General features: G+C 59.4%; 16 protein-coding genes. 11 read left to right on the top strand and 5 right to left on the bottom strand.

Annotated elements, in window-relative coordinates; translation table 11 throughout:
- Positions 1 to 28: 28 nt before the first annotated feature.
- The gene (locus ACQY1J_RS10235) at positions 29 to 499 is read right to left on the bottom strand and encodes an Lrp/AsnC family transcriptional regulator (RefSeq protein ID WP_062455864.1); all 471 of its coding nucleotides are present in this window, start codon (positions 497 to 499) and stop codon (positions 29 to 31) included.
- Positions 500 to 840: 341 nt separating this feature from the next.
- Between ACQY1J_RS10235 and trxB the strand changes: the two genes are divergently transcribed.
- The 4 genes from trxB to ACQY1J_RS10215 all read left to right on the top strand — a co-directional run bounded on the left by trxB (position 841) and on the right by ACQY1J_RS10215 (position 4783).
- Positions 841 to 1815, top strand: coding sequence for a thioredoxin-disulfide reductase (trxB, locus tag ACQY1J_RS10230; RefSeq protein ID WP_062455861.1), 975 nt, complete (start codon positions 841 to 843; stop codon positions 1813 to 1815).
- Between the two features lie 2 nt (positions 1816 to 1817).
- Positions 1818 to 2720, top strand: a complete 903-nt coding sequence (locus tag ACQY1J_RS10225) for a LysR family transcriptional regulator VtlR (RefSeq protein WP_062455858.1) — start codon at positions 1818 to 1820, stop codon at positions 2718 to 2720.
- Between the two features lie 590 nt (positions 2721 to 3310).
- Positions 3311 to 3607: an ArsR/SmtB family transcription factor gene (locus tag ACQY1J_RS10220; protein ID WP_062455854.1), complete on the top strand. Its 297-nt coding sequence runs from the start codon at positions 3311 to 3313 to the stop codon at positions 3605 to 3607.
- 51 nt (positions 3608 to 3658) lie between these two features.
- Positions 3659 to 4783 carry an alkene reductase gene (locus ACQY1J_RS10215; protein WP_430251368.1) on the top strand — a complete coding sequence of 375 codons (1125 nt, stop codon included), beginning with the start codon at positions 3659 to 3661 and terminating at the stop codon, positions 4781 to 4783.
- Between the two features lie 79 nt (positions 4784 to 4862).
- Here the strand turns inward: ACQY1J_RS10215 and ACQY1J_RS10210 are convergent, their stop codons facing one another.
- Positions 4863 to 5123, bottom strand: a complete 261-nt coding sequence (locus ACQY1J_RS10210) for a DUF2188 domain-containing protein (RefSeq protein ID WP_062455848.1) — start codon at positions 5121 to 5123, stop codon at positions 4863 to 4865.
- A 199-nt stretch (positions 5124 to 5322) separates the two neighbouring features.
- Between ACQY1J_RS10210 and ACQY1J_RS10205 the strand changes: the two genes are divergently transcribed.
- Both ACQY1J_RS10205 and ACQY1J_RS10200 read left to right on the top strand, forming a co-directional pair.
- On the top strand, positions 5323 to 6435 hold the full coding sequence (locus tag ACQY1J_RS10205; protein ID WP_062455845.1) for a calcium:proton antiporter: 1113 nt from the start codon (positions 5323 to 5325) through the stop codon (positions 6433 to 6435).
- A 124-nt stretch (positions 6436 to 6559) separates the two neighbouring features.
- Positions 6560 to 7780, top strand: coding sequence for a PQQ-dependent sugar dehydrogenase (locus ACQY1J_RS10200; protein WP_430251367.1), 1221 nt, complete (start codon positions 6560 to 6562; stop codon positions 7778 to 7780).
- 134 nt (positions 7781 to 7914) lie between these two features.
- Here ACQY1J_RS10200 and ACQY1J_RS10195 read toward each other — a convergent pair whose 3' ends face one another.
- Positions 7915 to 9117 carry a pyridoxal phosphate-dependent aminotransferase gene (locus ACQY1J_RS10195; protein WP_062455840.1) on the bottom strand — a complete coding sequence of 401 codons (1203 nt, stop codon included), beginning with the start codon at positions 9115 to 9117 and terminating at the stop codon, positions 7915 to 7917.
- Between the two features lie 220 nt (positions 9118 to 9337).
- Between ACQY1J_RS10195 and ACQY1J_RS10190 the strand changes: the two genes are divergently transcribed.
- The gene (locus ACQY1J_RS10190; RefSeq protein ID WP_430251366.1) at positions 9338 to 10279 is read left to right on the top strand and encodes an EAL domain-containing protein; all 942 of its coding nucleotides are present in this window, start codon (positions 9338 to 9340) and stop codon (positions 10277 to 10279) included.
- A gap of 478 nt (positions 10280 to 10757) precedes the next feature.
- The gene (locus ACQY1J_RS10185; RefSeq protein ID WP_006725577.1) at positions 10758 to 10973 is read left to right on the top strand and encodes a cold-shock protein; all 216 of its coding nucleotides are present in this window, start codon (positions 10758 to 10760) and stop codon (positions 10971 to 10973) included.
- A gap of 78 nt (positions 10974 to 11051) precedes the next feature.
- On the opposite strand, the gene ACQY1J_RS10180 is transcribed toward ACQY1J_RS10185, so the two are convergent.
- Both ACQY1J_RS10180 and ACQY1J_RS10175 read right to left on the bottom strand, forming a co-directional pair.
- Positions 11052 to 11699 (bottom strand): MBL fold metallo-hydrolase, encoded by a 648-nt coding sequence (locus ACQY1J_RS10180; protein WP_430251365.1) that lies wholly within the window; start codon positions 11697 to 11699, stop codon positions 11052 to 11054.
- 68 nt (positions 11700 to 11767) lie between these two features.
- Positions 11768 to 11962, bottom strand: coding sequence for a hypothetical protein (locus ACQY1J_RS10175; protein WP_062455833.1), 195 nt, complete (start codon positions 11960 to 11962; stop codon positions 11768 to 11770).
- Positions 11963 to 12178: 216 nt separating this feature from the next.
- Between ACQY1J_RS10175 and ACQY1J_RS10170 the strand changes: the two genes are divergently transcribed.
- The 3 genes from ACQY1J_RS10170 to ACQY1J_RS10160 are packed head-to-tail and all read left to right on the top strand — an operon-like array spanning position 12179 to position 14834.
- Positions 12179 to 12703: a MarR family winged helix-turn-helix transcriptional regulator gene (locus ACQY1J_RS10170; protein WP_062582974.1), complete on the top strand. Its 525-nt coding sequence runs from the start codon at positions 12179 to 12181 to the stop codon at positions 12701 to 12703.
- Positions 12704 to 12716: 13 nt separating this feature from the next.
- A complete protein-coding gene (locus tag ACQY1J_RS10165) occupies positions 12717 to 13415 on the top strand; it encodes a response regulator (RefSeq protein WP_062455827.1) in 699 nt (232 codons plus the stop codon).
- Positions 13416 to 13454: 39 nt separating this feature from the next.
- A complete protein-coding gene (locus ACQY1J_RS10160) occupies positions 13455 to 14834 on the top strand; it encodes an ATP-binding protein (protein WP_092660390.1) in 1380 nt (459 codons plus the stop codon).
- Positions 14835 to 14873: the final 39 nt, after the last annotated feature.

Here is a 14873-nt window from a genome sequence, read left to right as displayed (position 1 = left end):
CGCTCCGACGACTTCGATCGAGACGACCCTAGATCTGCACGACCGGCGCATCCTTGACCTGCCGGATCGTCAGCATGGTGCGAACCGTATCGACATTGTCGACCGCGGTCAGATCCTCGATGACGAAATCCTGGAAGACGGTGAGGTTCTCGGCCACGCATTGCAGCAGGAAATCGGTCTCGCCGGAGACCATCCAGGCCTGACGCACCAAGGTCCGCGTTTCCATATCCGCCGCGAAGGCCTTCAGCTTGCTGTCCGACTGCTGCTTCAGTCCCACCATGCAGAAGGCGACAAGATCGTATCCGAGCAGCGACGCCTGCAGCATGGCGCGATAACCCTTGATGATGCCGTTCTCTTCCAGCTTGCGAACGCGCCGCAGACAGGGCGGCGCCGATATGCCGACCCGTTCGGACAGCTCGACATTGGTCATGCGTCCGTCCTTCTGCAATTCGCGAAGGATCTTCAGGTCGATGGTATCGAGTTCGACTTTCACGACCATGTGTAGTGCCTGCCTTCAAAATTGACGGGAGCACGCAGGCTCCCGGGTATCCATCTCGGTGTCGCGAAGACATACAATAACATCGTTCCGACGCAAGAAAATTTCGCGCGCCGGTCCAGTTGTTGTCAACCGAGGTGCACGTGGAGACACATCCAATCGCAGTTGACCTGCCGTTTCTGCCGGGCGGTTCCAACTGTCTTGTTGTTATCGCAAGGCTGCCCTTGCAATGTTGCATGGATGGCCCTTACATGACGTGTCAAAAGCGGCAGACCGAATAATGGCTTCCTATATGAGGAAGCGGCGCCAGGCGCCCGACACGGTCTTGGAAAGGAAACGTCATCATGTCCGCCCGTCATACAGAGGTTCTGATCATCGGTTCCGGCCCCGCCGGCTATACAGCTGCGGTGTACGCAGCGCGTGCGATGCTGAAGCCGGTCTTGATTGCAGGCATGGAACAGGGTGGTCAGCTGATGATCACCACGGACGTTGAAAACTATCCGGGCTTTGCCGATCCGATCCAGGGTCCCTGGCTGATGGAGCAGATGCTGCAGCAGGCGGTCCATGTGGGCACCGAGATCGTCAACGATCTCGTGACCGAGGTCGAGATGAATCATCGCCCCTTCACGGTCCGCACCGATTCCGGCACCGTCTGGACTGCCGATACGATCATCATCGCGACCGGCGCTAAGGCCAAATGGCTTGGCATCGAAAGCGAGCAGCAGTTCCAGGGTTTTGGCGTCTCCGCCTGCGCCACATGCGACGGCTTCTTCTATCGCAACAAGGATGTGATCGTGGTCGGTGGCGGCAACTCCGCAGTCGAGGAAGCACTCTATCTTTCCAATATCGCCAAGACCGTGACGGTCGTCCACCGGCGTGACTCGTTCCGTTCGGAAAAGATCCTGTCCGAGCGCCTGTTCCAGCGCCCCAACGTCAAGGTGATGTGGAACACCGAAATCGCCGAGGTCACCGGCAAGCCGGCCCGCGCACCACTGCCGCCATCGGTCGAGGGTGTGCGCCTGCGTGACACCAGGACCGGCACGATCTCCGATCAGCCGATCGACGGCGTGTTCGTGGCGATCGGCCATGCGCCGGCGACCGAACTCTTCAGGGACAAGCTGAAGATGAAGAACGGCGGCTATCTCTGGACGGCGCCTGATTCAACAATGACCGACGTTCCCGGCGTGTTTGCCGCGGGCGACGTCACCGACGACACCTTCCGACAGGCGATCACCGCCGCCGGCATGGGCTGCATGGCAGCGCTCGAAGCCGAACGTTACCTCGCCGGCATTCAGCCGGTTGCCATTGCTGCGGAGTAAGCATGGGCGTACCTCTCGACTGGGACAAGTTGCGCATCTTCCACGCTGCGGCGGAGGCGGGATCCTTCACCCATGCGGCAGACAAGCTGCATCTGTCCCAGTCGGCAATCAGCCGGCAGGTCAGCGCGCTGGAACAGGACGTCGGCGTCAAACTGTTCCACCGCCACGCCCGCGGCCTCATCCTTACCGAACAGGGCGAGCTTCTTTATCGCACCGCGCATGACGTGCTTCTGAAGCTCGAAACCGTGAAGATGCAGCTGACCGAGACGACGGAAAAGCCGTCGGGCAAGCTGCGCGTCACGACGACGGTCGGCCTTGGCCAGGGCTGGCTCACCGACAAGGTGCAGGAGTTCCTGCAGCTTTATCCGGAAATGTCGATCCAGCTCATCCTCGATAACGAGGAAGTCGACGTCAACATGCGCCATGCGGACTGCGCCATCCGCCTTCGCCAGCCGCAGCAGTCGGACCTGATCCAGCGCAAGCTGTTCACCGTGCACATGCACGTCTATGCAGCCCCGTCCTATATCAACCGCTATGGCGAACCGCAGTCGGTCGAGGACCTCGACACCCACCGCATCATTTCCTTCGGCGAGCCTGCCCCGAATTACCTTCTCGACGTCAACTGGCTTGAATCCGCCGGCCGTTCTTCGGACAATACCCGCACGCCCCACCTGCAGATCAACAGCCAGACCTCGATCAAACGAGCCTGCCTGCTTGGTATCGGCATCGCTTGCCTGCCCGACTATATCGTCGGCCGCGACCCTGGGTTGATCCAGCTGACGCTGAGCGCCGACATCCCTTCATTCGACACTTACTTCTGCTACCCGGATGAAATGAAGAACGCTGCCAAGCTGAAGGTCTTCCGCGATTTTATCGTCGCCAAGGCGCGTAACTGGAATTTCTGATCGCTGTCGAAGACGTTTCGCTCAGAATGGGCACCGGGATTCTCGCAGCGATTTCATACACGACTCAGTGACTAGAGTAAGCTGTGCAGAACGTGCATGGCAGTCCTGCGCAAAAAAGCGTTGCCGCTTGCCCAAAAAACCATCATATCGCACTCAGCTGATGCATATGGTGGCTTTCCTCCCAGTTCCACCGCAGCAGCTGTTCCCCTCTGGAGGTTGTTTTTAACCTTCATAATTATAAGGGCCCTGGAGTGATCCGGTGGCCCTCTTTTTTTGCCCTGCGGTTTGCCGGCCCGCCGCAATCCTCGGCTGCCTGTCAGAGTAATTGGACCGAAACGGTCAATATTTCGGCCACCCCCCTTGCTCTAACAAATCGCTGCGCCCATATAGGCATCAGCCGGAGCAATTGATGACGTCCCCGTTATCAGCGCCGGCTGTTCCCCTCTGGAGGTTTTAGACCTTCACACCTGACGGGCCTCGGAGCAATCTGGAGGCCCTTTTTTTTGCCTTCCTCAAAAAAATGGGAACGTCATTCCTTTAAATCGTCTTCAGACGATCTATATATCGGTTAGAGACGATATGGAAAGACGATGGATCGCACCGAGATACTGAAAGCACTGTCCCATCCGACGAGGATTGAGTTCCTCGAATGGATGAAGCAGCCCGAGCAGCATTTTTCCGATCAGGATCATCCGCTCGAAATGGGCATCTGTGCCAAGCAGTTCGAAAGACGATGTGGTCTGTCGCAATCGACCGTCTCTGCGCACCTTTCGACCCTCGAAAAAGCCGGCCTCGTGAAAACGAGCCGGGTTGGTCAATGGGCGTTCTACAGCCGCGACGAGGAGAAGATCGCAGACTTCGTGACCAATCTTCGCTCCGCTCTCTGAATGCCACCCCTTAACTCAATCACTCCCAAAGCAGCATGGAAGGATATTCCTGTGACCTCACTCTTTGAACCGGTAAAGTTCGGCGACATCGAACTGAAGAACCGCATCGTCATGGCGCCGCTCACCCGCAACCGTTCGCCGAAGGCGATCCCCAACGATCTCAACATCGCCTATTACGAACAGCGCGCCTCGGCGGGCCTCATCATCACCGAGGGCACCCCGGTCAGTCAGCAGGGACAGGGCTATGCCGACGTTCCGGGCCTTTACCTCGCTCCGGCCATCGACGGCTGGAAGAAGGTGACGGAAGCCGTTCACAAGAAGGGCGGCAAGATCGTTACCCAGATCTGGCACGTCGGTCGCGTTTCGCATACCTCGCTGCAGCCGAATGAAGGCGCACCCGTCGCGCCTTCCGCACTGGGCGCCAAGGGCAAGACCTACATCATCAACCCGGATGGCAGCGGCGCGTTTGCCGATACATCGGAGCCGCGCGCTCTCGAACTTTCCGAGATCCCGGGCGTCGTTGCCGATTTTGCTGCCGGTGCAAAGGCTGCGATAGAGGCCGGCTTTGACGGCGTCGAAATCCACGGCGCCAACGGCTACCTCATCGACCAGTTCCTGAAGACTGGCGCCAACCTCCGCGAAGACGAATACGGTGGCTCCGTCGAGAACCGCGCCCGGTTCGCGCTCGAAGTCGTTGACGCCGTCGCTGCAGCCATCGGCAGCGGTCGCGTCGGCATTCGCCTGTCGCCTGTTACGCCTGCCAACAACATCACCGAAGATGCGCCGCAGACGGTCTTCGACTATCTGGTCAAGGAACTGGCGACCCGCAACCTGTCCTTCATCCACGTCATCGAGGGTGCGACCGGTGGTGACCGCGACTATGTCCAGGGCGGCAAGCCGTTCGATTACCAGGAACTGAAGGATACCTACCGCAACGCCGGCGGCACCGGCGCCTGGGTGGTCAACAATGGCTATGAAAAGGATACGGCTGAAAAGGCTGTAGCTAGCGGCTATGCGGATGGCGTCGCTTTCGGCAAGCTGTTCATTGCCAACCCGGATCTGGTCGAGCGTTTCAAGACAAACGCGCCGCTCAACGAGCCGGACAAGAACACATTCTACGGCGGCGGCGCAAAGGGTTATACCGACTACCCGTCGCTTGAATCAGCAGAAGCCTAAGCTTTAGGCTCTACTTCCTGAAATCGGCCATGCCTGGCACAAACCCCGGGCATGGCCTTCTTTTTGGTCGCAGCGAATGCTAGCGCGCGTCCGCCTGATCGCCATCCACAACTTCGGCTTCGGGACGGTCACCGCCGTCGCTGTGCTCGGTGTGCCAGACGCCCTTTGCGTCCTGCCAGCTGATCTCTTCGGGCTCACCACCCACCTGCTGTTCGGCAGCCACAATCCGGGCCGCCTGCAGCGCGTCGTTGTGGTTCGGGAATGTTTCGGAATAAACGTCGCCCAGTCGATAGGCCCAGCCGCCATCATGTGGCACGATTGTGTAAACGACCTTGGTCATAGATCCTCCTGTATGTTTTTCGTGGCTGCCCGACCGGTCTCGGTCCAGAAGGCCGCGTAGAGCAAAAAAGCCGGAATACGCCGCGAAGTTCCTTCCACTGGCGAGGATAATGGCACCAAAGACCGATTATCGCAAACCGTCCTCTGTGCAGGTCGACCGACAACCCTAGTTTCTCCGAGATCGTTTCCAGGAGCTTCCAGTGCAAATCGCGACCCACCTCCGGCAGGAGAAATTCCTGCTGATCGCCCTCGTTGTCGCCATTCTCGGCTTCTTCATTGAACACTCAATTCTGGAGGCCGGAAAGACGGTGTCGCTGATCGCAGCAGCGCTCTTCGTCGGCGTGATCGTGCTTGCATCGACACGTGTCGCCCATCATGCGGAGGTTTTGGCGCACAAGGTTGGCGACCCCTATGGCACGATGATCCTCACCCTGTCCGCGGTGGCGGTCGAGGTCCTGATCCTCGCCATCATGATGGGTTCGAATTCCTCACCGACGCTGGTGCGCGACACGATCTATTCGGCCGTGATGCTGGATATCAACGGCATTCTGGGCCTCGCGGCCCTGCTCGGTGGCCTACGCCATGGCGAGCAACCCTATAACGACGATTCAAGCCGCACCTACACTGTCATGATCATGACGGCGGTAGGCATTTCGATGATCGTGCCGGAATTCGTACCCCGTGAAAGCTGGCACTACTATTCCGCCTTTACCATCTGCGCGATGATCGCGCTCTACGGCGTCTTTCTCAAGATGCAGGTCGGGCCGCACAGCTACTTCTTCAGCTACACCTATCCGCGGACCCAGAAGGCGGCAGCCGCCGGGACAGCGTCCGCGCCTCAGGAAGAGGCCGCCGAGGATTCCGCGGCCGTATCGATCGGCATCATTCTTCTGGGCGTTCTGATCATCGGCTTCCTGGCGGAATTCATGTCGGTCTTCATGGGCGAAGGCCTGGAAGGCTCCGGCGCGCCGATCGCGCTGACCGCCGTGGTTGTCGCCGCCATCTCCGCCGCGCCGGAAATCCTGACCGCCATGCGGGCGGCGCTCAAGAACAGGATGCAGTCGGTCGTCAACATCGCCATGGGCGCGTCGCTCTCGACGGTCATTCTCACCGTCCCGGTCATGGAAGGCATCGCGCTCTATACCGGCCAGCCCTTCATCATGGCGATGACGCCGGTCCAGACGGTGATGGTGGCGATCACGCTCGTGGTTGCGGCGATCAACCTCAACGACGGCCAGACCAACGCAATCGAGGGCATGACCCATTTTGTGCTGTTTGCGACCTTCATCATGCTGACGATGATCGGATTGTGACATCTGCAATAAAGAAGAGTTGAACACCCTGTGTTCGGTCTTCGGGACTGGCCGCCCTAGATGGGACAATGTCTGGCGAGCGATCGCCACTGAAAGGCATCAAGACAAAGTCCGGAGGTGACCCATGAAACGCACGAACATCTTCCTTGCAGGCACGGCCCTGGCTCTCGCACTGGTCGGCGCTCCCGCGATGGCGCAGACCAGTGGCAAACCGGTTGAAACAAGCGCTCCAAATGCGAAGGATCAAAAACCTGCCTTCACCGGTCAGACCCGCGCAGCGCAGCCGGCGGAAATGCCTAAGATCACCACCGAAGTCGTTGCCGAAGGGCTTCCGCACATCTGGTCTATGGAATTTCTCCCCGATGGCCGCATGCTGGTGACCGCCAAGGAAGGCGCGATGCATATCATCAAGGACGGCAAGCCCGGCCCTGCGATCGAAGGCGTTCCGAAAGTCCTGTCCGCTGGCCAGGGCGGTCTTCTCGACGTGGCGCTCGCACCGGACTACGAAACATCCGGAATGATCTTCTTCTCCTTCTCAGAAGAGCGTGAAGACGGCAACGGCACATCCGTCGCCTCCGCCAAGCTCGTCGCCAACGACGATGGCGGCGGCAAGCTGGAAAACGTCAAGGTGATCTTCCAGCAGATGCCAAGCTATGACGGCAACAAGCATTTCGGCTCGCGCCTCACCTTTGGCCCCAACAACGAGCTCTATGTCACGGTCGGCGAGCGGTCCGATCCGGAGCCGCGTGTCCAGGCACAGGATCTCAAAAGCGGTCTTGGAAAAGTCTTCCGCATCGACATGGACGGCAAGGCCCTGCCCGACAATCCATTCGTTGATCAGGCCGAAGCGCGGCCGGAAATCTGGTCCTACGGCCACCGCAATCTCCAGTCAGCAGCACTCGATGGCAACGGCCGCCTCTGGACGGTCGAACATGGCCCCAAGGGCGGCGACGAGTTGAACCGACCGGAAGCCGGCAAGAACTACGGCTGGCCGGAGGTCACCTACGGCGTCGAATATAGCGGCGGCAAGGTAGGCGACGGCATCACCGAGAAGGCTCAGACCGAACAGCCCGTCTATTACTGGGATCCGGTCATCGGCCCCTCCGGCATGGCCTTCTACGATGGCGATGCGATCCCCGAATGGAAGGGCGCATTCCTGGTCGGCGGCCTGGTAACCCAGGGCGTGGTGGTCCTGCATATGGATGGCGACAAGGTGAGCCACGAAGAACACGTTCCGCTCAAGGCCCGCATCCGCGACGTCAAGGTCGGCCCCGATGGCGCCGTCTACGCCGTCACCGAAACCCGTTCCGGCTCCTCGACGATCGTCAAGCTAACCAAGGCTTAAACGCAGGATCCTCGAAAAGGGGCTCGGTCGGGGCTATAGCCGTGGCCCGCCCCGACCTTCCCTCCACTGGACCACCACTCACGAAAAAGCCCGGCGCTTGGCCGGGCTCTCCCATCAAACTCGTGTCTCGAAACTTACTTGCAGGCTGCGCAGAAGCGCTGGATGCGCTTGCAGGCTTCTTCGAGAATGTCTTCCGACGTCGCGTAGGAAATGCGGAAGTTCGGGCCAAGACCGAAGGCCGATCCGTGAACCACGGCGACACCTTCCGATTCCAGGAGCTCGGACACGAAATCCTCGTCCGTTTCGATCACTTTGCCGGTCGGAGCCGTCTTGCCGATCAGGCCGGCGCAGGACGGATAGACGTAGAATGCGCCTTCAGGCTTCGGGCAAACAATGCCGGACGCCTGGTTGAGCATCGACACGACGAGATCGCGGCGGCCTTCGAAGATCGCCTTGTTCTTGGTCACGAAATCCTGCGGACCGTTGAGTGCCTCGACAGCCGCCCACTGTGCGATCGACGATGCGCCCGAGGTCTGCTGGCCCTGGATCATGTCCATCGCCTTGATCAGTTCGATCGGACCGGCCGCATAGCCGATGCGCCAGCCGGTCATCGCATAGGCTTTGGAAACGCCGTTCATCGTCAGCGTCCGGTCGTAGAGCTTCGGCTCCACTTCGACCGGCGTCGCGAACTTGAAGTCGCCGAAGGTCAGGTGCTCGTACATGTCGTCGGTCAGGATCCACACATGCGGATGCTTCAGCAGCACGTCGGTCAGCGACTTAAGTTCATCCGCGCTGTAGGCAGCGCCCGTCGGGTTCGACGGCGAGTTGAAGATGAACCACTTGGTCTTCGGCGTGATCACGCTTTCCAGCTCTTCGGCCGTCAGCTTGAAGTTGTTTTCCTGCTTGGTCGAAATCGTTACCGGCGTGCCGCCGCAGATCGAGACCATTTCCGGGTAGGAAACCCAGTAGGGTGCTGGGATGATCACTTCATCCCCTGCATTCATCGTCGCCATGAAGGCGTTGAACAGAATCTGCTTTCCGCCGGTTCCAACGATCGTCTGCTCGACCTTGTAGTCGAGGTTGTTTTCGCGCTTGAACTTGTCGACGATCGCCTTGCGCAGCTCTGGAATACCCGAAACCGGCGTGTACTTTGTTTCACCGCGGTTGATCGCGTCGATCGCCGCCTGCTTGACATTGTCAGGCGTGTCGAAGTCAGGCTCACCGGCACCGAGACCGATAATATCACGACCTTTCGCCTTCAGTTCGCGAGCTTTCTGGGAAACAGCGATTGTCGCTGAAGGCTTTACACGGGAAAGGGCGTCGGCAAGAAAGGCCATGTCGTTTCGGTCCTGGGCTGATTGAACACTACGGCGGGGTGCGCTCATTCGCCGCCGAGCGGCCGCCTCAAGCTGTATGGAGAATGAACCGGCGCCTTTCAAGAAAAAAGCATGAATGAATGCGATCAATGTCGCTGATTAAAACCTTCGGGCGCGTATTTACGACCGCGTAACCCGTCTCGCCTACAATCTGCAAAATTGCGCAGGAGACGGTACGGGTATGGCATCGAGAAGCATTTTCGCCAACCTGGTTCGCGGCGACGACGGGGCATGGTCGACCGCGTACGGGCCTTTCATTCTCAGATCCGCGCTTCAGCCCATTTTCAGAACGTCGAAACCCGGCAATCGGCTGACCATCGAAGCCTTTGTCGGGCTCGTGCGCGCCTATCGTGGCGAAGAGCCCGTTCCCCCGCACGAATTCTTCAGCCTCGTTGATCCCGCCGAAGTTGCCGATATCGACAGCATGGTCCGGACGATACATATTCTCAACACCGGCCGGCTCGACAGACGCCAGGCGAAGATCTTCGTCAAGTTCCAGCCGGGTCTGGTGCGCACGCCCGAAGACATGCGCCACGAAGTCGAACGCATCAAACTTGCGAGCCACGAAGCCGGACTTGCCGTCAACCGGATCGTCTGCGAAATCCGCCAGACCGCCGAGACCAACGCCGCCGTCATCGCCGACTTCACCAGCCACATGCGCGCCATCGGCTTCCAGGTGGCGATCGATGATTACGGTGCGGGCGAGTCCGATCTGGCGCTTCTCAAGCGGGTGAAGCCTGACTACGTCAAATTCGAACCCGGCTGGGTCCGCGATTTCCTCGACAATCCGGCAGGAGCAGCGCTCCTGCGCGTCGTCCTGCAGCAGATGCTGGATGACGGGATAGAGCCGATCATCGAAGGACTGGAGGAAATGTGGCAGGTGGAGGTGTGCGAGGAATTCGGCGCGTCTCTCGTGCAGGGATATGCACTCGCACGGCCTGAGCTCGCCCCGACCACGTTCGACAGGACATTCCCGGAACACGGCCTGCCGCGGATCGGCGGCGACCTCGACATGAGCCCCTCGCCTGCATCCGCCATTCGCGTCTCTGCCGCCGCCCCGTTTCCGTCGGCCACCCCTCTCAAGCGGATGAAAACCTTCGGCCGCAGACACCAGGGCAGCTAGCCGTCCGCACCTTCACCGCCTCGCAGCGGAACTTCCCGCAGAGAGTGTAGACGTTTGGAAACGGCTACAAACATGACGCGAACAGGCATAGAGCCGATCGGGCGAAGCATCGCCAGCGATCCGTTGCTAATCCAACTTCCTTCGGACCATGCGCAAAGCCCGCATTTCCAGCGCTTTTGGCCAAATGAGGCAGGCTGGAACGGGCCTGCCTTTCAAAAAACTTTTTCTTGCCAATTTTTGATAAACACAGCACTCTGTCCATGTTCGGGCAATTTACGAGCATGGGAAGACCTATAATGACGCGCTCCGAAGGCGCCAAGACTTCGGGCGGGAACTGGGGGCTTGGTTTTATACCTTATCTGCCAGTCGCCGCGGTAAACACAGGGACCCTTTCTTAAAGCTGCCTGCCGCCGCCCGTGAGGGCACACTCTGATGCTGTCCGCCGCTGAACACGGACAGAAGGAAAAGGACCTGCTGCATGGCCGAGACTGGCACTGTGAAATTCTTCAATACGGACAAGGGATTCGGCTTTATCAAACCAGACAACGGTGGCGCCGATATCTTCGTTCATATCTCCGCCGTACAGGCTTCCGGCCTGTCCGGGCTGACTGAAAACCAGAAAGTAAGCTTCGACACGGAACCGGATCGTCGCGGAAAAGGCCCCAAGGCCGTCAATCTGCAGATCTCCGGTTGAGCTTCAAAAGCTCGCTCATTCCAGTTGGAGCCCGGCAGTGATGCCGGGTTTTTTTATGCCCGTGATACCGGTTGCCGGTTACAGGCCCTTCAGGAATGGATTGCTGCGGCGCTCGTCGCCGATCCGGCTTCCCGGTCCGTGACCGCAGATAAAACCTACCTCGTCTCCCAGCGGCAGAACCTTGGTGCGGATCGAGTCCATCAGCGTCGCGTGATCGCCTCCGGGTAGATCAGTCCGTCCGACCGACCCGGCAAACAGGACGTCACCAAGATGTGCGAAGGCATGGTCTCTGTTGTAGAATATGATGTGACCGGGCGAATGTCCCGGACAATGAAAAACCTCGAACACATGCTCGCCGAACGAGACTGTTTCGCCTTCGTCAAGAAACCGACCAGGCACGACGTTGCGGACGTCGCCGTCGACACCGAACATCTGAGCCTGCTTTTCAAGATTTTCGAGAAGGGGAAGATCGTCGCGGTGGGGTCCGACGACAGGAATGCCGAGCACCTCGCGAAGTTCGTCGGCGCCTCCGGCATGATCGATATGCCCGTGGGTCAGCCAGATCTCGGAAAGGGTAATGCCACTTTTGCGCACGAGGTCTAGAATAACCCCGATGTCACCGCCTGGGTCGACAATGACGCCTGTTTTTGTATTGTCGTCAAAGAAGACGGTACAGTTTTGTTGAAATGGCGTCACCGGAATGACGCTTGCCTGCAATCGACCCATTATGCCTGTCCTGCCCTGAACGTTGTCGTTCTTCATAGCCGGAAGGCTTGCCGATGACAGCCTCAAAATCAGTTGATAGCGGCAGCCAGATACGTGCCTTCGGCAGCAACCGGCGGGGCCAGCGAAACAGTCGCCAGCAGAAATGCCGAGACGACGACTTTCAGCGCAATCACCGTGATAAAGACCGGGCGCAGCGGATGAGCTTCGGCCTTGGTCTGGTTCAGCTCGATCGGCGGCATTGCGGAATAAGTGTGCGCGTTCATTGAATAATCTCCAGTCGTTCGCTGGGAATAATGGCGCTTGGGGATAAAGGTTCCGCCGGACAAGTCATGCGCGCAAAAGAAAGTGCGTGTTCTCCCTGAAAGCAACACAACCGGTCGAATTTTGACCGCCAGAGCGATTTATCACGGGCGACAGCGCAAAAGGATTACGTTAAACAGCTTCACACGATGAAGACGTAGCGAGCGAAAGGAAACGGCGTGCCGCCTGCAGCGACGGGAAAAGCCGTCAAGAAAGTCCCGCCACAGATGCCCGTGGTCGACGAGGGCCAGATCGATTTCGAAGCGATCGAGCTGTTCTTCTTTGCCTATCGCGACTTCGTGTCCGATCCGGACGCTATCCTGGCGAAGATCGGCATGGGGCGCGCCCACCATCGGGTTGTCTATTTCGTCTGCCGCCAGCCGGGGATGATGGTGACCGATCTTCTCGATCTGTTGCAGATTACCAAGCAGAGCCTCGCCCGCGTCCTGAAGCAGTTGATCGAGACTGGCTATATCCGGCAGATGGCCGGGGCCAAGGATCGCAGACAGCGCCGCCTCTATCCGACCCTTGCCGGCCGCGAACTGGCGCTGGCCCTGTGCGAGCCGCAATCCAAGCGTATCGCACGCGCCATGGAAGACTTCACCCCCGGGATGCGGGAAAGCGTAACCCTTTTCCTTCAACGGATGCGTGGACGTGACCCGAACCTCGTGATTTCTGATATCGACATCAGTCAGGATATCTGACCGGGACAGACAGATGACCAATACACCGCTTTTGGACGACGCCCCTCACCTTCTCGTTGTCGACGACGACACCCGCATCCGCGATCTCCTCAACCGCTATCTGGTGGAGCAGGGTTTCCGCATTACCGTGGCGGGAGATGCCGCCGAAGCGCGGCGCAAGCTGGAAGGACTGCATTTCGACCTCATCATTCTCGACGTGATGATGCCGGGCGAAACGGGCCTGTCGCTCACCCAGTCGCTTTATGAAAAGAAGACCACCCCGGTCATCCTGCTGACGGCACGGGTCGAGGCAGAATCGCGCATCGCCGGTCTCGAGGCAGGTGCCGACGATTACCTATCCAAACCCTTCGATCCGCGCGAACTGGTCCTGCGCATCAACAACATCCTGCGCCGCAGCAGCTCGGCCGATGCACCCAAGATCGAGCAGATCATGTTTGGTCCGTTCACCTTCTCGATCCCGCGCAAGGAACTGCGCAAGGCTGCCGAGACGATCCGCCTGACCGACCGCGAACAGGAAATCATGATGCTGTTTGCCTTGCGCGCCGGCGAAACGATCCCCCGCCACGAACTGATCGGGGACGATACGGATGTCGGCGAGCGCACAATCGACGTGCAGATCAACCGGCTGCGTCGTAAGATCGAAGAAGACCCCGCCAACCCGGTCTATCTCCAGACCGTGCGTGGCATCGGGTACAGGCTGAGTATCGACTGATGAATAAGAGACTGACGACAGGACGATAACGGGCAGCGAATGGCAATTTTCAACACGCTGAAGCGAGAGACCAGCCGGTTGACCCTCCCCGGTTGGCGTCCGTTCACGCGCTGGCTGCGTCGCTGGCTGCCGACGGGCCTCTACACCCGTTCGCTGCTGATCGTCATTCTCCCCATGCTCCTGCTGCAGACAGTCGTCGCCGCGGTGTTCATGGAACGCCACTGGCGCATGGTGACGGAGCGCCTGTCTGAAGGCACCGTTCGCGACATCGCCGCCATTATCGAGATCATCCGCAGTTATCCGCAGGACAGCAACTACAACGAAGTCAGCCGTATCGCCGACAGCTCTCTCGGCCTGACGATTGCAATCGAGGAGAACGGCCAGCTGCCGCCGCCCCGCCAGCGCCCCTTCTTCGCGATCCTCGACAACATTCTTGCCGAACAGTTGAGCAGTCAGATCCGCATGCCGTTCTGGATCGATACGGTAGGCGACAGTCGGCTCGTCGAGATCCGCGTAAAAATGGACGAACGGGTGCTGCGGGTGTTTGCCAGACGCGGCTCTACCTACGCGTCCAACACCCACATCTTCCTGATCTGGATGATCGGCACCGCCTTCGTGCTGGTGGTGATTTCGATCCTGTTCCTGCGCGGCCAGATCCGCCCGATCCTGAGACTTGCCCAGGCGGCGGAAAGTTTCGGCAAGGGACAAAAGACCGAAGGCTTTTCGCCGCGCGGCGCAGACGAGGTAAGGCGCGCAGGCCTTGCCTTCATCCAGATGCGCGAACGGCTCGAACGGCAGATGGAGCAGCGCACCGCGATGCTGGCGGGCATCAGCCACGACCTTCGCACCATCCTCACCCGCTTCAAACTGCAGCTGGCGCTTGCCGGCAACAAGCCGGAACTCGCCGGCATGGAACAGGATGTCGAAGACATGCAGTCCATGCTGGAAGGCTACCTGGCGTTTGCCAAGGGCGAGGCCGAGGAGGATTTCGGTACGCTGTATCTGAGCGAGCTTCTCGAGAAATTCCGCGCGAGCTTCAGCCTGCACGGGCAGATCCTCACCTACCACATCGAGGGCGACGACGAGATCGCTGTGAGGCCCAACGCCTTCAACCGCCTGCTTGGAAACCTCGTCTCGAACAGCCAGCGCTACGCAGACAACCTGCATATCGATGCGCGCCACAGCGCCAAGTGGCTGACATTGACCCTCGATGACGACGGCCCGGGCGTTCCTGCGCAATCCCGCGAGGACGTGTTCAAGCCATTCCACAGGCTCGACGAGGCCCGCAATCTCGATGCATCCGGAACCGGCCTCGGCCTCGCGATCGCCCGCGACATCGCCCGCTCGCATGGCGGCAATGTCACGCTGGACGACAGTCCGAGCGGTGGCTTGAGGGCAATCGTTCGCGTTCCGGCCTGAGCGGACCGCTATCGGCAACATGCTGGACTGGGGAGAAAA

The organism is Neorhizobium sp. DAR64860/K0K1 (assembly GCF_050500205.1).
Lineage (GTDB): Bacteria > Pseudomonadota > Alphaproteobacteria > Rhizobiales > Rhizobiaceae > Neorhizobium > Neorhizobium soli.
The sequence above is the reverse complement of the archived record's forward strand: the minus strand, read 5'-3'. Positions and strand labels throughout refer to the sequence as shown.